General features: G+C 42.6%; 18 protein-coding genes. 9 read left to right on the top strand and 9 right to left on the bottom strand.

The genetic code is table 11. The features are described from left to right. Nucleotides 1–4: 4 nt before the first annotated feature. The 9 genes from A1s21148_RS00250 (at nucleotide 5) to A1s21148_RS00210 (ending at nucleotide 8,742) form a co-directional block, all read left to right on the top strand. Complete coding sequence (locus tag A1s21148_RS00250; protein WP_095670504.1) at nucleotides 5–1,012, top strand: Gfo/Idh/MocA family oxidoreductase; 1,008 nt, start codon at nucleotides 5–7, stop codon at nucleotides 1,010–1,012. Beyond that, on the top strand, nucleotides 1,009–1,956 hold the full coding sequence (locus A1s21148_RS00245; protein WP_095670503.1) for a Gfo/Idh/MocA family oxidoreductase: 948 nt from the start codon (nucleotides 1,009–1,011) through the stop codon (nucleotides 1,954–1,956). The genes A1s21148_RS00250 and A1s21148_RS00245 overlap by 4 nt, the downstream gene beginning before the upstream one ends. Next, nucleotides 1,956–2,792, top strand: a complete 837-nt coding sequence (locus A1s21148_RS00240; protein WP_095670502.1) for a formyltransferase family protein — start codon at nucleotides 1,956–1,958, stop codon at nucleotides 2,790–2,792. The genes A1s21148_RS00245 and A1s21148_RS00240 overlap by 1 nt, the downstream gene beginning before the upstream one ends. Then, nucleotides 2,789–3,394: a hypothetical protein gene (locus A1s21148_RS00235; RefSeq protein WP_095670501.1), complete on the top strand. Its 606-nt coding sequence runs from the start codon at nucleotides 2,789–2,791 to the stop codon at nucleotides 3,392–3,394. The genes A1s21148_RS00240 and A1s21148_RS00235 overlap by 4 nt, the downstream gene beginning before the upstream one ends. Further along, nucleotides 3,395–4,333: a hypothetical protein gene (locus A1s21148_RS00230; protein ID WP_095670500.1), complete on the top strand. Its 939-nt coding sequence runs from the start codon at nucleotides 3,395–3,397 to the stop codon at nucleotides 4,331–4,333. It begins immediately after the preceding gene. Next, the gene (locus A1s21148_RS00225) at nucleotides 4,318–5,625 is read left to right on the top strand and encodes a DUF4910 domain-containing protein (protein WP_095670499.1); all 1,308 of its coding nucleotides are present in this window, start codon (nucleotides 4,318–4,320) and stop codon (nucleotides 5,623–5,625) included. Before A1s21148_RS00230 ends, A1s21148_RS00225 begins: the two co-directional genes overlap by 16 nt. A gap of 92 nt (nucleotides 5,626–5,717) precedes the next feature. Beyond that, on the top strand, nucleotides 5,718–6,620 hold the full coding sequence (locus A1s21148_RS00220) for a glucosamine inositolphosphorylceramide transferase family protein (RefSeq protein WP_125932372.1): 903 nt from the start codon (nucleotides 5,718–5,720) through the stop codon (nucleotides 6,618–6,620). A gap of 518 nt (nucleotides 6,621–7,138) precedes the next feature. Continuing rightward, nucleotides 7,139–7,876, top strand: a complete 738-nt coding sequence (locus tag A1s21148_RS00215; RefSeq protein WP_190276886.1) for an FkbM family methyltransferase — start codon at nucleotides 7,139–7,141, stop codon at nucleotides 7,874–7,876. Nucleotides 7,877–8,109: 233 nt separating this feature from the next. Continuing rightward, nucleotides 8,110–8,742, top strand: coding sequence for a 2OG-Fe(II) oxygenase family protein (locus A1s21148_RS00210; protein ID WP_125932371.1), 633 nt, complete (start codon nucleotides 8,110–8,112; stop codon nucleotides 8,740–8,742). A 497-nt stretch (nucleotides 8,743–9,239) separates the two neighbouring features. Here the strand turns inward: A1s21148_RS00210 and A1s21148_RS00205 are convergent, their stop codons facing one another. The 9 genes from A1s21148_RS00205 to tmk form a co-directional block, all read right to left on the bottom strand. After that, entirely contained in the window at nucleotides 9,240–10,136 is an 897-nt protein-coding gene (locus A1s21148_RS00205) for a glycosyltransferase family protein (RefSeq protein ID WP_095670495.1), read from the bottom strand. A 12-nt stretch (nucleotides 10,137–10,148) separates the two neighbouring features. Further along, nucleotides 10,149–10,793: a VOC family protein gene (locus A1s21148_RS00200; RefSeq protein ID WP_095670494.1), complete on the bottom strand. Its 645-nt coding sequence runs from the start codon at nucleotides 10,791–10,793 to the stop codon at nucleotides 10,149–10,151. A 113-nt stretch (nucleotides 10,794–10,906) separates the two neighbouring features. Next, entirely contained in the window at nucleotides 10,907–11,680 is a 774-nt protein-coding gene (locus A1s21148_RS00195) for a class I SAM-dependent methyltransferase (RefSeq protein WP_190276885.1), read from the bottom strand. Next, nucleotides 11,667–12,401: a glycosyltransferase family 2 protein gene (locus A1s21148_RS00190; protein ID WP_095671773.1), complete on the bottom strand. Its 735-nt coding sequence runs from the start codon at nucleotides 12,399–12,401 to the stop codon at nucleotides 11,667–11,669. The genes A1s21148_RS00195 and A1s21148_RS00190 overlap by 14 nt, the downstream gene beginning before the upstream one ends. Further along, entirely contained in the window at nucleotides 12,391–13,806 is a 1,416-nt protein-coding gene (locus A1s21148_RS00185; RefSeq protein WP_095670492.1) for a hypothetical protein, read from the bottom strand. Before A1s21148_RS00185 ends, A1s21148_RS00190 begins: the two co-directional genes overlap by 11 nt. 95 nt (nucleotides 13,807–13,901) lie before the next feature. Further along, nucleotides 13,902–14,993 (bottom strand): acyltransferase family protein, encoded by a 1,092-nt coding sequence (locus tag A1s21148_RS00180; protein ID WP_095670491.1) that lies wholly within the window; start codon nucleotides 14,991–14,993, stop codon nucleotides 13,902–13,904. Further along, on the bottom strand, nucleotides 14,990–16,513 hold the full coding sequence (locus A1s21148_RS00175; RefSeq protein ID WP_095670490.1) for an alpha/beta hydrolase: 1,524 nt from the start codon (nucleotides 16,511–16,513) through the stop codon (nucleotides 14,990–14,992). The genes A1s21148_RS00180 and A1s21148_RS00175 overlap by 4 nt, the downstream gene beginning before the upstream one ends. Beyond that, complete coding sequence (locus A1s21148_RS00170; RefSeq protein ID WP_095670489.1) at nucleotides 16,513–17,685, bottom strand: DNA polymerase III subunit delta'; 1,173 nt, start codon at nucleotides 17,683–17,685, stop codon at nucleotides 16,513–16,515. Before A1s21148_RS00170 ends, A1s21148_RS00175 begins: the two co-directional genes overlap by 1 nt. Further along, nucleotides 17,686–19,731, bottom strand: a complete 2,046-nt coding sequence (gene tmk, locus A1s21148_RS00165) for a dTMP kinase (protein ID WP_095670488.1) — start codon at nucleotides 19,729–19,731, stop codon at nucleotides 17,686–17,688. Between the last annotated feature and the right edge of the window lie 41 nt (nucleotides 19,732–19,772).

Below are 19,772 nucleotides of genomic sequence, written 5' to 3'. Positions count from 1 at the left end.
GCGCATGAAAGGTTTGGTAATCGGCGGGGGTAGTGCTGGGAAAAATTATCTACTTGCGGGCGTAAAGCTGGGTCACTCGATGTATTTGTGCGAACGGGAATCAAAGAAGTCAGCTGATCTCAAACAAGAAATTCAGGAATTGACCTTGGTAGACCAATTAGAAAATTTAGAATCTGTTTTTGACTATATTGTTGTTGCTACAACCGCAGACTCGCATCTTGAAAATGCGATCATGGCTGTAGCGCTTAGCCCTAAATATCTCATTGTAGAAAAGCTCTTGACTAACAGCCTGTCTGAATTAGATACATTGGTTTCACTGCAAGCGTCTAATCCGAAAGTACAATTTAGATCTCATAACCGTTGGAAATTACTTGGAGTCACCTCTGGAATTTCTCGGTTGAATGAGAGATTTGATTTGGGTGAATTAATTAGTTTCAGTTCAATTGGAGGCGCAATGTGCCTTGCTTCTGGTGGTGTTCATTGGTTAGCTTCGCTCAATGAATTGTTCACACTTGATCAAAAAGAATTTGAGATATCGGGTAATCTGAAATTTTCAATTCAAAAAAATCGTCCAAAATTTGATACCGCCATCGGAGAAATACAAGTTCTAATTGGAGGGAAGCGAATTAGATTTGAGTACAGCGAACTATCTAGAGTTACTCCAATGCAATTATTACTTTTTGAAGAAGGGCATGTATCGCTAAATTTTTCTGGCGAATACCAGGTCTTTCGAAATGATCTACCTAAGTTAGGATCATCGAAGAAATATGACTTAGCAACAATGTGCGATCAAGGGAACCTAATACCTGGCTCCATTAATTCTTTTGAATCTCTCTTGGATTCCCTCAGCGGAGATTGCCCTGATCCGTTGGATTTCCAAGGTTCTGTTAGGGCTAACGAGATAATAATTCTAGCTATGCAGCTATCACATAAAAGAAAATTGACTCAGCAAGACTTACAATCTACGAGACTTGACCTGAATTCCTACACTAAATCTTGGAGGGTCACATGAAAAGTTACAAATTGGCTTACTGGGGAAGCGGCCCAATATCCAATTTTCATCTACCTGCTTTTCTTGACGCTGGATTCGCACCGAAGATTGCATTTAGCCGATCGGGCTCAAATAGATTGAAGGCGTTTGGAGATCGCTGGAGTATTCCAGTGAGCCCCAATCTTTCAAGCTTCCTTCAGGAATGCGACAGTGTTGACGCCATTGTCATCGCACTTGAAACTTCGGTTACACCTTTTGCGATTAGTCAGGTTATTTCTACTGGGTTACCTATATTTATAGAGAAACCGGGTGGTCTCCGTTCCACTGACTTGTTGCAGTTTGCAAATCACAAAAACCAAAATAAGCTCTTTTTTGCTTATAATCGTCGTTACTACGCGAGCGCTTCAAAAATGCGTAATTTTCTTAGGAGTAATCCTTCTTCCTTTATTCAAGCAAACTTTCCTGATTCCATTAAAACGTTTGATCAATTTCGAATTAATGGCTGCCACATGATTGATTTTCTACAATACATCTCAGGGCCTTTAGTTATCAAAGGAGCGTGGGGGGGGATTGAAGAGACCGGGAATGGCTTTATGGTTCAGCTTGAATCGGATGACGGTCATATAATTTCGCTACTTACAAACTGGGGGTCGCCTGAAAATGTAAGTATAAAGATTTCAGGTGGAGGGCGCACCATATTATCAAAAGGTTTTGAGAATATATCCGAATTTGATAAAATCGAAATCTTTGAGCCCAACTCAGAATATCCACTTAGAAGATACATCCCTCATGTAGCACTGGAATTAGCTGAACCACTAACTTTATACAAACCAGGGTTTCAGGCACAGGTATTTTCATTCAGAGAATTCCTGGAAGCTGGCGATTACGCGAGCACAGACTGCGATTTATCGCAGGCAATTTCGGTACTTAAGTTAATTGAAATGATTGAGAAGGAATTGATTTAATGAAAGTTTTAATAATTTCCGGTTCACACCCTAGACACGAATACATTCTGAGGGATGTCATTACACAACACTCCCAGGTTCAATTTAAAATCATTTTCATGCAACGAGAGTCGTTGTTACCAGATTTTCCGGTTAAGGATAGGAATCCAAGTCCCGCGCAACGCAAACTTTTTAGTCACCATTTCAAATTGCGACAGCGGCTCGAAAGTGAGCATTACGGAAGCAAGGATCTGAGTGCCTACGAGTACCTTCCGCATGTCAGTCTCACAAAAATTACTCCTGATCAACTCAATGAAAACACTGTTCACCAGTCAATTCAATCCTTTGGTGCAAATGCATGCATTGTTATGGGGGCAGGGATGCTAACAAATGAGACTTTGGACCTGCTTCCGGAGGAGACATTTAATATTCATCTCGGACTTTCCCCGAAGTATCGTGGTTCTGCCACCTTATTTTGGCCAACTTATTTCATGGATCCCTTCAGCACAGGAATCACTTTTCACCGAATAAATCTTCAGCCTGATGCCGGTGACATACTTCATCAGACGCTTCCAGTTTTCGAACGGAATCTAACTCTCCACGAAACCGCGATAGCATCTGTAAAAGCAGGAAAAAGAGATTTAGGAAGACTGTTTGATCGACTCCTAGAGAAATCGAATCTATTTTCGGAACCACAACCGATAGTTGGCAAAACTTTTCTAACGACAGACTTTAGAATCTCCCATTTAGAGTTAATCTATAATTTGTTTGATGACCAAGTGCTGGATGCATTGTGGCCAAATGATTCTGTTCTTCCACTACCAAAGCTCAGGACGCCTAACCTGGTTGATCAATGAAGATTGCAATACTTGGAAATGGGCCTAGTCTAATTTTAGATCAAGCACTCTATGAATCTTTTGATAAGGTTTTGATCACAAATCGCTTAATTTGGGAGAATTTTTCGGATTGGAATAATCAAGTAATTTATGTGTGCGCGGATCAAAGGTTCGGGCATTCTGAGGAATGGAAGAAAGCTATCACTAGCGCGACGCAGGAAGTATTCTTGAGTGAAAATCTAGCTTCACTATTTAAAGAAGTTGACTCTAGAGATTTTTTTCAAAGTTATGAAAATCTCTTATCGAAGTCGATCGCGTTAGAGTTTGTAAATGAGTTTCCCCTTGTGCAAAATATGAATGCTAATGTTGTATTGGATTTTGGGATTCTAGTTGCGCTTCATTTTGGCGCCACTGATATTTGTCTTTTCGGGTGTGATTTTGACTATAGACTTAATAAACCTTCTGACAAACCGCACTATTTTAATAATTATAAAGAAAGGGGAGCCTTGTTTGAACACAGCGTTTCCTCTTCAATCAACTGGTCAAACCAAAGTCAACTGAAATTCTCAAATATGAGAGATTTTCTCTTCACTCGTAATGTGAAATTAACGAATAATAGCTAAATGAGATTTTTTCTATCTCTAACAAATTCACCTAAGCAGGTTGTTGAGCTCGGAAGATTTCTAGATGATGTGGGATCGTCTTATTTCAATATTTGTGTCGTTTTTGATCTCGCAGACCAAACCCAGTTAAGTCAGACTCAGTACAAACATGCGCTTAAGAAATTAAAACCTAAAAATACTCTCTTCCTTTCTGAAAAAATCTACTCAAAAATCCATCCACTTTTTGTTTTTTTCGGCCGTAACTTTAAAACTATAGAGTTTGTACTGGGAAATATCTTGGGATATTTCTGTCGTGAATATTTCGAAACTGTTTCCAAGTCAAGAAAAATTGTCTTAGACGACGGGTTGATAGTGGTTTCCATTGCTAAATTATTGGTGAAAGAAAATAGAACTAAGGAGTTCAGCTTTTATAGTTCCTATGCACATTTGCTGGATTCGAAAGTTTATTCGCTCGAGAGTCACCGCCGGTGTGAATCCCTAGATTTCTCTGATTTGAAAACAGAGCCAGGCATATTGGGTGTATTTGGGAGTCCTTTGGTAGAAAGCGGTTTCATGAGCCTTGGTGACTTAGAATTTCTAGTCCTTAACGCCATGAATTTTCATAATTGCACTTCCGTTAAATATTATATGCATAGACGAGAAATTTTGAAGTTCAACTCTTCTATAATTTCTGAAATTTGTAGCGAAAACTCGGACAGTATTAGTTTAGTGCTCCAAAGCTCTCCGATCCCGACAAAATGGTGGTCTATTTACTCAAGCGCACTAGTGGATTTATCTTTATTTCAGTTTCCTAATTTGGGCTATAGTTTTACTCGTGTCGAAGGTATCTCAAAGATGAATAATCCATATTTGGATTCCAAAGGTATCTCGACTCTCCAAAGTATTTACCAGGTGTACGCCGATTTGAAATTCATGGAAATTTTATGTCCGAGAATGTAGATTTTCAGCAGGACGCTAAAGCTGCAATGGATTTTTGCATCCAGGCATTCCAGATTCCGCGCTCAATTGTTTCAAAAGGAAATTTGGATTCCATGAGCGTGCTTGAATCTTTTCTAATCCCAAAAATCAATTTCATTGATATTCCCAGCGGGACAGATTTTAATGGCTGGACAGTTCCTAATGAATGGAATCTGGTCTCCGCATCTCTCGTAAGCCCTAATGGCGAAGAATTGATAGATCTGGAGCTTTCGAATCTATATGTGGTGGTTGGCTCTCAGTCAATTGATGCGATATTTGAACTCCAAGAGTTGCTAAGCCACATTCACACTCGTTCTGATTTACCCACAGCAATTCCATATGTGACGTCCTACTACTCAAAAACTTGGGGAGTCTGTTTGCCTTACTCTGTTGTTGAAACTCTTGAAGCGGGGGACTATAGGGTGCGGATCAGTACAACTTCCCCACCAGGGGTTATGAGACTTGGCGAGATTTTTATTCCAGGCCGCGAAGATACAGAAGTTTTCTTTTCAACTTACTTTTGTCACCCGCAGATGGCAAATAATGAACTTTCTGGTCCAGCTGTTTGGATGAGCCTTGTAAATTCACTTTGGAAAAAATCTTTAAGAAATGAGTTGAGGTACTCATATCGCTTCTATATTGGACCCGAAACTATAGGGGCAATTCATTACCTCAGCTTGCGTCGAACTGAAATCTCAAAATCTATTGTCGCAGGATATGTTCTTACATGTGTTGGAGTAGATTCCGATCTCGTTTTCATGCCATCTCGTTATGGCATGACCCTTGCGGATAGAGTTGCCGAACTTGCCCTACTCAACTATGAATTTAAGCGGTCGGATTTTCTAAAAAGGGGAAGTGATGAAAGGCAATGGTGTAGTCCCGCGATAAATTGGCCAGTCTGTTCAGTAATGACAAACAAATATCATGACTATCCTGAATATCACACTTCCTTGGATGATTTAGGGTTTATAAGTGAAGCAGGGTTGTCTAAATCTATAAAGTTTTATTCTGAGATTATTTATATTCTCGAGCGAAATAGAATCTACATCAATAACAATGTTGGTGAACCGAAGCTCGATTCACTTGGTCTGTACCCAAATATTAACAAAGACGGAAATACTTCCCATTTGGAAGCCAGAAATATCTTGAATATTTTGAACATGCTAGATGGGAAAACAGATACAATACAAATTTGTAAATCGCTATCCCTAAATTTTCAAGAAGTTGAATCTCTCTTAGGTAGATTACATGCGGCTGGCGTAATAACTTTATGAATATGAAGAAGTACTTTTCCCATAGAAAGACGACCCTTAGGGATACTCCTAAGGGTTCCTCGCATAAATTCTATTGGTCTATTGGCAAATGTTTGCTCGATGTAAATAATCTGGACTATAAGTTAGACCAATTTCCTCTTCTGGGGCAGAACTATACTTTTTTCGATTTTAGAACGGATGATGGAGTTGTATTTACTGATTATTTTGTGTGTGACCCATTCCTAATTTCTTTCAAAGGTAAACTTCTCATCTTTTTTGAAATATGTGGGTACGTAGGCGATAAGTATGTTACCGCTATTGCCAAAGTGGAGACTAATGAAAGTTTAACCTTCATTGAGAATTTTTCGGTTGTAAAGTATGCAAATGATAAAGCAGGAGTGAATCGAACTCATACTATTTCTTATCCTTATCCAATTATCGTTCAAGGGGAACTTTACTTGGTAATTGAAGAGTACTCACAGCAGCTAGAGACTCAGGTATATAAATATGATTTGCAATTAAATAATTTGGATGCCGTTGGGTCTATTCCGATTAGTATATATGACCCCAATATTCATGAAATTGATGGATTCTTTTGGATTTACGGGATAGACGATGAATACTCAATACGCGTATTCATGGCTGAAAGTATCACTGGGCCGTATATTGAACATGGCTCATCTGGATTATATAAAGGGAAAGATTTTGCGCGAAATGCAGGGGCGGTGTTTCAGTGGAATGGTTCCCTCATAAGGCCTTTCCAAGATTGCTCAGACAGTTACGGCAAATCACTTGGCTTCTCCAAAATAAGTATCGATAAAGCTTCGGGATTTCAGATATTGGACGATTTGCCATTTAATGACCTCAGAATAACCGGAAGAGAATCCAATCCATACTGGGCTACATCAAAGTCCCATCACTTCGCTGTTTTAAACGTCTCTGACAACACTATATGTGGGTTAATTGATGCCGCCCGAAAATTACACATAACAAATCACGCATGGACGGACTCATAATCCGGTCCTCGTAGGTTCGAGCCCTATCTGCCCCACCACTTGAACTGCGATTATGTTCACTATTAAACTTTAAATAACTATTTATAGCTAACTTGTCTAACACTCTTGCAATTTAGGCATTAAAGGCGTTGGCGAACATTCCACTGGCGGTTTCTGCCTCTTGATTGATTAGGTGCGCATAGGTGTTTTCGAACAAGATTTTTCGCGGAGAATATGATCTCGAATCGTTTTGTCGGCCCAAATTCGGAAAGCTCAAAAATCTTAAGGTAAGATCAGGAGCTAGGTAGAGGAGTAGCTTAAGCCGACAACAGAAATAGCGACAAGGGAATTAGGAGACTAGATGATTTTCTTCAAAAAGGTCACCCCCCCCCCCCGTTCTCGCTTCGCCCCAAAAAATAACTCTATCCGATGTTCATCTTAACGTCCTTGACATCGGAACAAATTCGCCGAATCCCCCAGTTGATATAAAGATTTCCAGACAGAACATCAACCAAATACAATTTGGTGCGGACACAGACTTGCTTGAATCGCCTTCTAACAAATTCCCTTTATTGTTAGGGAGCAAAGAATCGGAAGCAACACTGTATGTCACAAGACAAGAGCTTTGCAGTTCGATTTATAAACCACAAATACCAGGGCGTTTCGATCAACACTCTTCAAGATATGATGTATTGAAAGAAGTTAAAGTAAATGTGACTACGCTCGATAGTTTAATAGAAAAAGAACATTCGCTTGAAAAAATTCATCTGATTCGCATAGTAACCCAAGGTTCTGAGTATGAAATTCTTCAAGGAGCAATTAAAACTTGTGACAAATACCAACCACTCATTTTTGTGCACACTTGGTTAAATAGCATTTATCATGAAAGCGGAAACTTGGAACAAATCTTAGGGTGGGCACGTCTTAATGGTTACGTGGCAATCGATTTGAAACCAGCAGTAACTTGGCTGCCAAAAGGTACTGAAATCAATTCAAGTAAAAGAGAAGTTATAGGTGTATCTGTTTTGCTGTGTAGAAAAAACATTTTTGAAGATAACTACGAAGATAATCGCCTTCAATCTCATTCATCAATTGAACACATTTCATACATTTTATCAAATTACGGATTCACGGCACTCGCTTCATTTCTGATTGGTAAAAATGATCGGACTGCATCTGATAAAAGAATGGCTCTTAATCTAGCTTTATTCCTAAACTCTCCTGCTTTATTAAAAAGAATAACTCACTTTTTAAAAGGATTTTTATCTCTGAAATGAAATAAGCCGATATCGCAAAAATAGTTGGTGCAATGGCGTGCTGAGCTATGGGTGTTTCTCGTTGAAATTGAGTGTAATCTCAACAACCCGAGCACAATAGGGAACGCGTAGGTCTTAGTCTCTGGCGACTCATAATTCGGACTTCTTCGGTTCAAGTCCGACTCATCCCGCTAGGAGGTTGAAATAATGACTATACTATGCACAATTTTCTTGAGAATAAGCGGGAGGCAGAAATGACACTTCAAGAAGTGAAATCAACTGGGTGTTATGTCCAACATCAATTCTTGGATGAAGGGCATATTGATGAGTTAAAAAAATTTTTTCAATTACCAGAAAGTCGACCAGGTGTAGTCGAGTTCAAGAAAGCCGATATCGAGAATTCTGAATCTGAAGTTCTGAGTGATTTGTTTCGAGATATCGAAAAAATCATGAAACAAATCGACAAACACTTAGAATTTCATAAATTGTGGTTCCAGACCACAACTTCGAATTCTATCCATGCATTTGAAGCTAAAGCATCACCTTTCTTACCTCACATAGATACACAACGTTACACAAAAGCAATGGTGTACTTGACCGATGTAAATCTCGAATCCGGTCCATTTACAACAAGCAAACAAAATCCAAATGATTTTGAAGAGTTAAGAAAGCAAATATTTATGAAGGATCCTGCTGCCTTGGAATATCAAAGTAATCAACCTGAATTTGATACCTCCGCTGTAGATTTTTCTCCAATTTTAGGAAAACGGGGAATGTTGGTCGTTTTCGATACGAATACTCCACATTTTGCTGGGAAAATAGAAGAAGGTTTAAGGCAAATATTGCGTTTTGATTATTGGAGTAAAAAACACATCTTAAAGAATTAGTTAGTTTCCAGAGAGCTTCCAAAATACTCTTTCGGCGGTTTCTGTTGTCATTCTTAGTGACTTACAGGAATGAATAGACAACTAGAGATTTAAATCATACTAAAAGTCAGTTACTAGAAAACGTTAAGACGCGCGTGGAACTGTAATTGGGTGAACAATTAGTATTTGATTGCGTGCTTTTTATTCTGACAAATATATGAGTGGGCGATAAAATTTGCTTTAGGGCGTATCCGTTCAGTTGAACATGATTGTCTTGAGCAAAGATAATAATTGCGAACTATCGCTGGGAATTGGAGCAGGTGCGTTAATTACGAAGACCTGCTCGATAAGAATTTTATCAAGATAGAGAAAATGGTCTTACTTGCAGTTTCAACTCTTAAGTATTCACAACCAGAAATTAGTGTGAATTTTTTATTTAAGTTTAGCAAAACCTCATTACGGTCTAGCCATGTAATGAGGTTCTGGTGTAATCGATTGGGGGTGGGTGGGTGTAAGACCTACTTGCTCATCCACCATTGAAAAAATTTAGAATCCCCCGCAAAAGTGTTGGAGTCGATTAGTTTTGTGAGGGGTCGCGATAACCTTGAAATTGAATTCGTGTGTATTTTAGAAGTTGAATAACCATCTGACATAATCCATCGCGGTTTATTACCTTTGGTATGAGCACCACGCTCATCAGAAAATCCAACATTATCTATGAATCTCGAGATTGGAAGAATACTAACGAGGTCGTATTTGAATGACATATATTGAACCTGTACATCCCAGGTATCAAGTGGGTATAAAACAATTTTTTCGAATCTCCTCATCCAAACATTTCTTTGTGTTCTCGATAAGTCATTCCAGATTTTTGATTTAGAAAGCGATAATTCTATATTTTCTTTTCTTAGATCCACTTGATACTTTTCCCAAATTTCCCTTGATATCCCCCAACCCCAGCATGAGAAATAGGGGGTTTTTCTCCACCGATTTAATCTCTCAAGTTTTTTGGGTAGCTTTATGGGTGAAAATGCTCCTACTGTTCCTCGCACGCTATTTTCTTTCAAAACACGAAACCCACGAATCATATTCGTGTAGAAACTTGGCGAAAGTGAAATATCGTCCTCCACCACAATTACATTGGGGTGCTCTTTGAGAACTCTCCCAATGGCTGAAGTTACGTGGCGCGTCAGCCCAAAATTTTCACTCTGTCGCCACAACACAATCGAAGATCCAATTGGCCAATCTTCTAGATTCAAGGATAGTTGGCGATTAATCTCAATTTCCGTTAATTCGTTAGAGCCGTCTATTGATATGTAAATCAGTGGCGGGGCAATCTTGCGTAGTTCTTGAATGCGTTGAGCTAGGAATTCTGGGCGGTTGTACCCGAGAAGTAAGACTGGAACGTCATCCATGAAAAGATTTTTCTAATCAAGCCTGACAACACCGGTCGGCGTATTCAAATGAACCGCAACGATTCCGGTTTCACCCTCCTGTGTTGAAGGATCCACCCAATCAATTGAAATTTGATCTAATCCACTAAGGATTTCGTTTTTAAACCATGAATCGGAAAGTTGGTCCTTGTCCGAAATAACGATCTTCTCAATCTTTGAAACTGTAACTCCATCTTTGGATGGGTGATCTTCGGTTAGCCATTGAATAAAAAAAGGAAGTTCGCGTGAGTCCTCGATTTCTTTAACGCCAATTTGCTTCCACTTGAGGTCGGTGCCGTCTGGTCGTGTGCGGTGGCCGTCCACTGCCTTGCGACCGAATTTTTCTTCGATTGGTGAAATGTCCTCAGTACTAAACACCCAAGTAAGCCAGCCTCCCCCTTGCTGTGCTTTCTTTGATACTGCCTTACCCCAAGGTGTTTGTTCGGTAGCTGGGTGATCAAGCGGGCAAACAACTTCGATGTATTTTCCATCAAGAAGTGGTGCTGTGAAGTTACGTGTTCCAAAACGTGGGTGGATACCGCCATCAACAAATGTTGTTCCTAGGCGTGAACCTAGGCGTTGCACGGTATCGGCTAATTGATCATGGGACGTTACATATGAGACATGGTCTAAGCGCATGGGGCAATTTTGCCCTATCCCGAGGGGTGCTAATGACCAAGCATTGGAGGAACCTGAACGCGGCTTGGCAGCTCGTGATTTGGATGCAGCTTTCGAGTCTTGGCTAGTGCGGATTAGACGATTTTGGGACTCTGAACTCCAATCACAACGAAGATCCTTGATCCAAGTTGCTTGAGCAAGAATTGGGGCATTCTCTCCTCAAATTTAATAAGTGCCGAGATTAAAATCGATAGCCCTCTGATTGGCTTGGTCAATCCACCCGTTGCAAAAAACGCAAGGGGACTGAGATATTGAATTTCAATTGTAATTTCTTTGCTTGAGAGGGTTCTCAATTCATCACATTTATCAAGATTTAGAAAAATACTTTGGGCGATGCATTGATCGCCCTCATTTGGTTTGTCTCCAACCATCGGACGATCGAAATGAAATTTTAGCGTTTTCCAAGAAGTCTTTTCAGTATGAAACACTCGATAGACAGGAAATGATAGAATTGATACGTAAGGCTCTACCAATATCACCTGATTATTTGGCGCGCAAACTCGAATCATCTCTGTTAGAGCCTTTGCAGGGAAGGGGATATGGTGCAAAGCATCAACGGCAAAAATTCCATCGAAAGCGTCATCTTCATAGGGAAGATTCATAGCATCAATACCACCAATTACATCGTTATCTTTCCACGCTAACAAATCTGTACGTGTGACCTGAAGGCCTTTTAAAAATTCAGAACTAATTCCAGCGCCTGAACCTATTTCAAGAATATTTCTTTTACCTGCAAGTCTTGAATATACTAAAGAATATAAAAACTTAAAATATACTTGGATTGTTTGAATTTTTGAATTACGTAGCTGATTCTCTAGAAATTGTTCGTACGTTTTACTTTGGCTCATCAATTTCTCGTTTTCGTAATAGAAGCCAACTGTAGATACAAAGGGTTGTAAAAAGCAGGCGGAAGCCTCCACTCCACCGATGTATGTTTGTTGAGCCATATTTTCTAGCATCGTAATCAACAACCACGGAATGGATTTGGTAGCCCTGGAATCTTGCATTCGCAATCAACGCAAAATCTCCATAAGGGTCGATTTTTAGTAACCATTGGGGAATTGAGGTGATGGCACTAGTTTGAACAATCTTAGTTCCACATAACATATCTGAAGGTTTGGAGTGAAGGATTGGCCACCATAAGAACGCAAATACCCAGTTTGCGACCCAGTTCGCAAAGCGCATAGCCCCCGGCTCGATTTCACCTCGCAATCGATCTCCCATTGTTGCGTGACCCGATTCGAGAGCGTGTTCAATTACTTTTACGGTGCATTCGAGTGGAACCGTTCCATCCGCATCCCACACGAGCAGATAAGGGTACTTCGCATTGGCGGCGCCATGCTGTACAGCATTAAATTTTCCCTTTCCAGTTTGCTGAAATGCTCTAATTATCGTGGGATCCTCTTGTGCTAATTCAAGGGATACATTCCATGTTTTATCACTCGATCCACCCTCTACGATTATGATGTCCTTAATCGCTTCAATTGATTTAACCTGTGAAATTACTTCTCTCAAATGCCCTGCTTCATTTCTAGCAGGTACTACGCATGTAATGAAATCACTCTTCATGGTTCAAATCACTTTCCTTTTTGAAATATTCAGTAGGAAGCTTGATGCTTTCTAGCAACATAACCAAATACAAGAAAAAGACTGGTTGATATGTATATCTTCCGTTATCACTTGCAAAAGCGAGAATAGTTAGCGCCATCCAGGAAATAAATGCGAGTATGGCATAGCGGACGCTAGCTAATCTCAAAAATTGAGATTCCAACTTTCTATCTTTGACATAAACTGCAATTAAAAAGATAAGAAAAGCGAGAGGGGAAAGAAGATGCAACGAAATAACTATTTCGTATGGTGATTCAAAGATAGATACTAGGAAATTAAATGAAGTCTCTAATCTAATATCTTCAAGAAGTGCTTGCGCCGTCTCGACCACGCTTAAATTGCGCGACTCTCCCGAAATTAGCACTTGAGTGCCGAAGGACATGTGGTTTTGTATATACGTAAACGGGTCGCGTGAAATCACATGAAACCATTCTTCTTGGAGCTTCTGATACCGGGAGTCGTCATTTAGATCAATCAATTTAATCGGGGCTACCATTCCTTTTGTAGGTAATGCTGAAGGAATAAAGCCTGAAACAGCCTGCCAAGTATTTGGTTTAAAAAATTGACAGATCTCTCGAAGGGCCTCGGGGTTTGTAGTAAGTGCACTCAAACCTTCTGCCGCATGCTTGACTGACGATGCATTCACGCTCCAGCAATACGTGGCCGTAAGGTCGTGAATCATTACAATTTGTTGAGGATAAGCGTCTTGAAGATTCCAGATCTTTTTCGTGGATTGATCAATAATCATTGGTGAGGAAAGCAAGACAAAAATAACACCTATTAATACAAATCGTGAAATCGATTTATTTTGGTCTCGAATTTTCCATACAGCCAAGAAAATGAATACGAGCGAAATAGAAAGCCAGGGACGAAATGAAAATCCCAGAATAACGATGAACCAAGCCACTACAGAAATCGCAAATCTAAGACTTGATATTTTTACATTTTTAGAAGCCAGAAACAACCCAATACCAAATACACTGAAGGCAAGCATAATGCCATCTCTAGATTGAGCAGCACCTAGTATTATTCCAAAGTAGAGAATTAATAGAAGAGAAACATTACGGATTTTTGATTGTGCAAACGTCCTATTTTTAAAGATAAGATAAAAGCCCACACTGGTAAACAAAACTTGAAGCAACAGTAGATTGTGATACCAAGAAAAAAAGCCATTTGGAATTAGGCCATAAAATACAGTTCCGACACTGCCTAGAAAGTCACTCCTCAAATCCTGCTGAAAAAATTCTCTAGAATGAGTAATATCTTCACCCGAAGCATTTGGCCATTTTGCAATCACTACCAAAACCGATATTGATAACACAGCAAGCCAAAGTTTCCAAAATAGGAATGGGGCTAGCTTGGTCATCACCAAATCATATCTAGATATGCAATTAGTTACAGGAAGTGGATATCCATTAGTCTAAGCAAATTTAGATACCTTGCACGATGTGGGGGGGATTATTAATACCATTTCTTGGGTATTGCTCTCTTTATGCTTAAATTAAAAGGTCCTGTTATGTGGACGAAAATCAAATGACAGAGGTATGTTAGGACAGCAACAATAGAAATGCCCGATAGGGTTCCATTTACGGCCCCAAGCTCGTACCTATTAACTAAATAAATCAAAAAAGTCAAACCCACCCCTTGGTGGACTAAATAGAGTTCATAACTGGAATTCCCAATTGCCAAGATCCATTTCTCCATCCAGAATCGCTTAATTACACAAAAAAGCCCAAAGGCCAGTGCGACTCCCACTACGACTAATCCAGCTATTGATGTACCGATACTTGAATCATTTACAAAGTATAAATTAATCAAAGTTGAGGTTGAAACTAACACTAAACTCGCCGAAAGAAGTTTAGATTTGGGCTTAAATCTTAAATCATAAATCAAAACCCCAATCAAAAACCAAGCCAAATAATCAAAGCCGAAAACCTTTATTGATTTTATTACCCAAAAAATTGAGTCATCATCTAAATACTCATTTAACCCTACTAAGAAATTAATCATCGTCACGAAAACAATTAAAGCTAGAGATAGGCGATTTTTCCCGATTAGAAAGACCATAAATGCACAAAGTAAATAAAAAAACACTTCTACTTTTAGTGACCAGAGAACTAGGGTTAGCCAATCAAAACTTTGATCGGAAACATGATTTAGAACTGTCGGAGGAATTAAAGTCGCAGATCCAATGAGATTCCAGAGCGTAGACCGATCTGAATAAGGAGAGTGGGGCGTAAATCGTTGAACCACATAAACTGCAGGAAGTAGCAGTATTAAGGCTGGGTATAGCCGAATCGCGCGATTTATCAGGAAATTTCTCATGCTTGAAGTTCTTGAAATTGAAAAGGCAATCACAAAACCTGAAACTATAAAAAATAATTCAACGCCAATCCAGCCTAAAGACCACGGCTCGCCCGAAACCCATTTTCCGTAGGGTAACTCGGATGCTCTTCGTGCAGTGAAGTGAAATATCACCACGGACATTATGGCCAAAACTCTAAGAAATTGAATTTCTATTAGCTTTTCGTTCTTCAGATTTGGTCCGTTCATAAGTTACAAACTAAATTATTCTTTGGTGTTACGCCTTGAAGTAAGTAGGAATCCACTGCGTTATCGACGCAGGCGCTGCCGCGGCCTTGGCCAGTGTGGCCATCGGCGTCGAGGGAGATTAGTTTTGATGTGGTGAAGATTTCGTGGAGACCAACTGCCCAGTCGTAAGGGGTAGCTGGGTCACGGGTTGTACCGATGACCAGTATCGGTGCGGTTTTGATTGAAGTAATTTTATTTGTGGTGCGCGTTAATTTGTCTTTCGGCGCTGGTGTTAGGGACTTACAGGCGATATTTGTGTAGGCAAGGTATGGACCAAAGACGGGTGCGCGGTCGGTGAAGCGTTGGGCTTCTGCTTTAGTTTGTTCAATGCTGCGAGTGTCGGGCCAATCAAGGCAGTCAATGACGGCTCCAGAATCAAGTTCGTTAGACATGTACATGCCATCGGAAGAGCGACCGGTGTATTGATCGGCAAGGTCGAGGAATGTGTCACCGAAGCCGCGTTGGCCTTCAAGAAATGCGGTTCTAAGTTTCGGCCATCCGTCGACATCGTCGTAAAGAGCGGATGCGGTGCCGAGAACGATAAGAGATTCGGTGGCAACGCGGTCGTCATTTTCAACTTTTGTTTTACGTGGAAGAGGATTGGTGGCGGCAGTTGTGAAGAGCGCGATGATTGCAGCGGTTGCTTCTTGGCGATTGGCAGGAAGTGGGCAATCATCTTGCTTTGCACAGTCTGCAAGGAACGCGTCTAGTGCTATATCGAAGCCAACTGCTTGGGAAATGTTTTGTTCGAGGATTGAAATATTTGGATCGAGTGCACCGTCGAGAATCATGCGGCCGACTTTGTCGGGGAAGAACTGGGCATAAAGTGTGCCGAGGTAGGTTCCGTAGGATTTTCCGAAGAAGTTTATCTTCTTATCGCCAAGGGCTGAGCGCAGGATGTCCATATCGCGGGCGGATTCAGCAGTTGAGTAATGGGTTAAGAATTCGTTCTTCTCTTCACATTTTTTGATGAAATCTTCTGAATCGGCGAGCGCCTTTTCAAGTTCTGCCTCGGTGTCAGGCTTGGCATCAGATGCGTAATTTGCATCGGTCTCTTCATCGGTTAAGCATTCAATCGGTGCGCTGCGGTCTACGCCACGTGGATCAAAGCCCACGATGTCATAACGGTCGAGAACATCGGGATCAAAGACGTATTCGGCGTTATAGGCATAGTCAACGCCTGAACCTCCGGGGCCGCCGGGGTTAACGATTAGCGAACCAATGCGGTTCTTTTGATCTTGCGCTTTGTAGCGAAGAACGGCTAATTTAAATGTTCCAACTGTTAAGTCAGCGTAATCAATAGGCACACGCAGGTCGGTGCATTCAAAATCTTCGTAGCAAGTTGCCCAGTCGAGTTTCTGGTTTTCATAGGCGGCTAAATCAGAGAGTGGTTTTTCAATCGCTACATTGGAAGCGCATCCTGCTGCAACTAGTGCAAAGGCGAGAGTCAGAGCGGTTAGAAAAGGGGTGCGTTTTTTCATTAGGCCAAACGACACATCAAGGCTTCGATGGTTAAAAGTGGTGCTGCGTTGTGGCTCAAGTTGGTCCTAGCTTCCATTATGGCGTTGACCTTCTTTACCGTCGCATGTGCGGGTGTTTTATGCGCATAAGCGGTTATTTGATCGGTCATATCTATGTTGATAATGGAATCGGTGGCGCCGGCCTGAACCATCATGACATCGCGATAGAAAGTTGCGATATCAAGTAGGGCGCCATCTAGAGAATCGCGCACCATGCGGGTGGCGCGGGATTTCTGTTCTTTCTCAAGTTCTTTGATCGCCTTTGATCCACCGGTTGCCATGCCGCGACCGGTTGCGCCTTTGCCATATGCCTCGGCGAGCGCGGCGGTTTCTTTCTCGTCACGTTCTTCAATTGCGGCGTTTGCTTCTTGTGTTGCTAGGTCGACCAGAGTTTGCGCTGCTTGAAAGGCTGCGGCGATTGAGGAGAGTTGTAGTGGCAGCTTCATGATTTGGGCGCGATTGCTGCGCACGTGTTCATTGGTTGCGATGTAACGGGCGCGGCCGATGTGGCCTTGGGAAACGCGGGCTGCGAAATCTGCCATTGCTGGTGAAATTCCGTCGCGGTTTTCGAGAACGGCGGTGACATCTTGGGTTGATGGCGTGCGCAGTTGCAGGTGGCGACAGCGCGAGCGAATGGTGGGCAAGATGTCGTGAAGCGTTGGGGCGCAGAGCAACCAAACGGTGCGAGCACCGGGTTCTTCGATCGCTTTGAGAAGTGCGTTGGCGGCGGATTCGGTCATGCGATCGGCATCTTCCATAACGACCACGCGCCAGCCGCCCATGGAGGGCGCCCAGGATGTGCGAGTCAGGAGCTCGCGGACCTCATCGATCTTGATGGAAAGGCCTTCGGTGCGGATGATCTCGACGTCAGGATGGCCCCCGGTCAGGGCGCTACGGCACTCCTGGCAGGTGCCACACCCCCCCTTTGGGCAGATCAGGGCTGCGGCGAAGGCAACGGCTGCTGATGAACGGCCAGAACCGGGCGGGCCGGTGAAGATCCAGGCGTGGGTCATTCCGTGTCTAGAAGTTTCGGGGGATTCGGCGTTGGTGCGCGATGCCGCGACTGCGCCTTGCAAGATTTCGGTGATGTGGGATTGGCCGACTAAAGAGTCAAAGACGGAAGGTGTGCTCATTTAACGTTTAAAGATTTTCTTTGCAGGCTTATCTGTTTTATTTAGCGCAGGAAGTTCGCCAACGCGCGCGATGATCGCGGCGTGAATTTCTTGAATTGTTTGTTTGCCATCGACAACTAAATAACGTTCTGGATCAAGGCGGGCAAGTTGCAAGAACTCTTGGCGCACGCGCTCGTGGAAGGCAAGTGGTTCTGCTTCTAAGCGATCTGGGTTGTGCAGACGACCGATGCCGATTTCAGCAGGTAAGTCGATAACAATTGTTAGCGTTGGGAAAAGTGATTCGGTTGCCCAACGTGAAATGCGTGCGACTTCTCCGGGTGCAAGTACGCGACCGGCGCCTTGGTAGGCAATTGATGAATCAAAGTAACGGTCGGTAATTACGACTTTGCCTTCGGCAAGTGCAGGACGAATAATTGAAAAGACATGGTGTGCGCGATCTGCTGCATAAAGAAGTGCTTCAGCGCGCGGGCTAATAACACCGGTTTCGTGTCCGAGCAAAATCTTGCGCAGGCCTTGTCCTAAATCTGTGCCGCCGGGTTCGCGCGATAAGACAACGTTTTCACCTCGCGCCTCTAACCATTCTTTAAGAAGTTTTGATTGCGTAGATTTACCAGTGCCTTCGCCACCTTCGAATGCTATGAAGACACCAGTTGTTGGTGCACCAGTGATACCACCGAGTTCGCCTTTAAGTGCATTTGCAATATCTGACCAGAGCGAAACACTTGGGCGATCTTTCATCTGGTGATATGAAATTGCGCCGATGATTGATGCGATAAGACCTGCGATAAGAATTGTTACCTGTGCGCCGTTGAAGTTAAATGTTGCGTTTTGAATTTTGTAGGTATGGACACCGAACGCTGCGGCAACTGCTGGTGCGATTGCAAGAACTGCAACCAGTGTGATGCGGATAAGTGATTGCACGAAGGCGAAGGTGCGACCGCGTACTTCATCGGCAACTTCCATGCCCAGCATCGTGAAGCCGGTAACCCAGGTGATGCCGCTAAAAGCTCCGAGGAAGATAACTGTAAAGACTGCCAGAACAAGGTTTGGGATTAAGGCAAGCAGAACAAGGAATATTCCGGCGGTTGTAAGAGAAGCGCCAAATAAACGACGACGAGAAAATTGCGCGAATATCTTTGGGCCAAAGGCGATACCGATTGCAAGACCGGTAAAGACTGCACCGAACAAGACACCGTAAGCCGCATCTCCGCCACCAAGATCGCCCACGAATGTGCGCGCAAGACCAATGACGGCACCTGCTGCAGAGAAGGCACCGATCATGCCCACGACGAGGCCTCGAATTAACTTGGTTTCGCTAACTGATTTCCAGCCATCGTGAAGTGATTTCCAAATGTTTTCATCTTTAGCTTTTTCAGCAGCTGCGCCTTTAGGAATCTCTTTAAGTCCCCAGATCGTAAATGCGGCGAATGCGAAGGTGGCGGCATTTGCATAGAGTGCAATATCAACAGAGGTACCGATTGAGAATGGAAAGAGCGATTCAATCGCGGAGGCAAAGAGCGTTAAGAGTGAGAACAAGATCGCCGCAACTGGCGCTGTGCCGTATGCGGCTAGAAGTGATGCTTGGTTTGCGCTCTCTAACTTATCCTTGCCAACTAAATTCGGAACTGTTGCTTCTTTCGCTGGTGACCAGAAGAGCGTTAAGCACTCGACCAAGATCATTGCGGCGTACAACCAGAAATACGTGTTAACAATTGGGATCGAGATATAAAGTCCAGCACGGAAAATGTCGGCGGTCACCATTAACTTGCGGCGATCAAAGCGATCTGCGATTACTCCGGCGATTGGGCCTAAGAAAACTGCAGGCAAAAGGCGTGCAATAAAAACGCCCGCGATTGCAAAGTTTGCAGTTGCATAAGATCCGCCAGAAAGTTGTGCAGCGAGCGCCGTGGTTGCGAGAAGGCCTAACCAATCACCGAGGGATGAGAAGACCATCGAGTTCCAGAGCTTGCGGAATGCTGGGATCGCCAGAACGCTGCGGGTTGCATCCTGCGCCGGGGCGGCAGGGGTCGGCAGGCTTGCGGGCATGTGTGAAGTCTATCGGCAGCACCAGACGCGCTAAATAGGGG

This window comes from Candidatus Planktophila lacus, from assembly GCF_002287925.1.
Lineage (GTDB): Bacteria > Actinomycetota > Actinomycetes > Nanopelagicales > Nanopelagicaceae > Planktophila > Planktophila lacus.
Note: the sequence above shows the minus strand (reverse complement) of the source record. Positions and strands in the feature narration are given on the sequence as shown.

What these genes read in the sequence shown, in the direction of transcription:
- A1s21148_RS00250 (WP_095670504.1), top strand. Translation starts at nt 5, where the DNA reads ATGAAAGGTTTGGTAATCGGCGGGGGTAGTGCTGGGAAAAATTATCTA.
- A1s21148_RS00245 (WP_095670503.1), top strand. Translation starts at nt 1,009, where the DNA reads ATGAAAAGTTACAAATTGGCTTACTGGGGAAGCGGCCCAATATCCAAT.
- A1s21148_RS00240 (WP_095670502.1), top strand. Translation starts at nt 1,956, where the DNA reads ATGAAAGTTTTAATAATTTCCGGTTCACACCCTAGACACGAATACATT.
- A1s21148_RS00235 (WP_095670501.1), top strand. Translation starts at nt 2,789, where the DNA reads ATGAAGATTGCAATACTTGGAAATGGGCCTAGTCTAATTTTAGATCAA.
- A1s21148_RS00230 (WP_095670500.1), top strand. Translation starts at nt 3,395, where the DNA reads ATGAGATTTTTTCTATCTCTAACAAATTCACCTAAGCAGGTTGTTGAG.
- A1s21148_RS00225 (WP_095670499.1), top strand. Translation starts at nt 4,318, where the DNA reads ATGTCCGAGAATGTAGATTTTCAGCAGGACGCTAAAGCTGCAATGGAT.
- A1s21148_RS00210 (WP_125932371.1), top strand. Translation starts at nt 8,110, where the DNA reads ATGACACTTCAAGAAGTGAAATCAACTGGGTGTTATGTCCAACATCAA.
- A1s21148_RS00205 (WP_095670495.1), bottom strand. Translation starts at nt 10,136, where the DNA reads ATGGATGACGTTCCAGTCTTACTTCTCGGGTACAACCGCCCAGAATTC.
- A1s21148_RS00200 (WP_095670494.1), bottom strand. Translation starts at nt 10,793, where the DNA reads ATGCGCTTAGACCATGTCTCATATGTAACGTCCCATGATCAATTAGCC.
- A1s21148_RS00195 (WP_190276885.1), bottom strand. Translation starts at nt 11,680, where the DNA reads ATGAGCCAAAGTAAAACGTACGAACAATTTCTAGAGAATCAGCTACGT.
- A1s21148_RS00190 (WP_095671773.1), bottom strand. Translation starts at nt 12,401, where the DNA reads ATGAAGAGTGATTTCATTACATGCGTAGTACCTGCTAGAAATGAAGCA.
- A1s21148_RS00185 (WP_095670492.1), bottom strand. Translation starts at nt 13,806, where the DNA reads ATGACCAAGCTAGCCCCATTCCTATTTTGGAAACTTTGGCTTGCTGTG.
- A1s21148_RS00180 (WP_095670491.1), bottom strand. Translation starts at nt 14,993, where the DNA reads ATGAACGGACCAAATCTGAAGAACGAAAAGCTAATAGAAATTCAATTT.
- A1s21148_RS00175 (WP_095670490.1), bottom strand. Translation starts at nt 16,513, where the DNA reads ATGAAAAAACGCACCCCTTTTCTAACCGCTCTGACTCTCGCCTTTGCA.
- A1s21148_RS00170 (WP_095670489.1), bottom strand. Translation starts at nt 17,685, where the DNA reads ATGAGCACACCTTCCGTCTTTGACTCTTTAGTCGGCCAATCCCACATC.
- tmk (WP_095670488.1), bottom strand. Translation starts at nt 19,731, where the DNA reads ATGCCCGCAAGCCTGCCGACCCCTGCCGCCCCGGCGCAGGATGCAACC.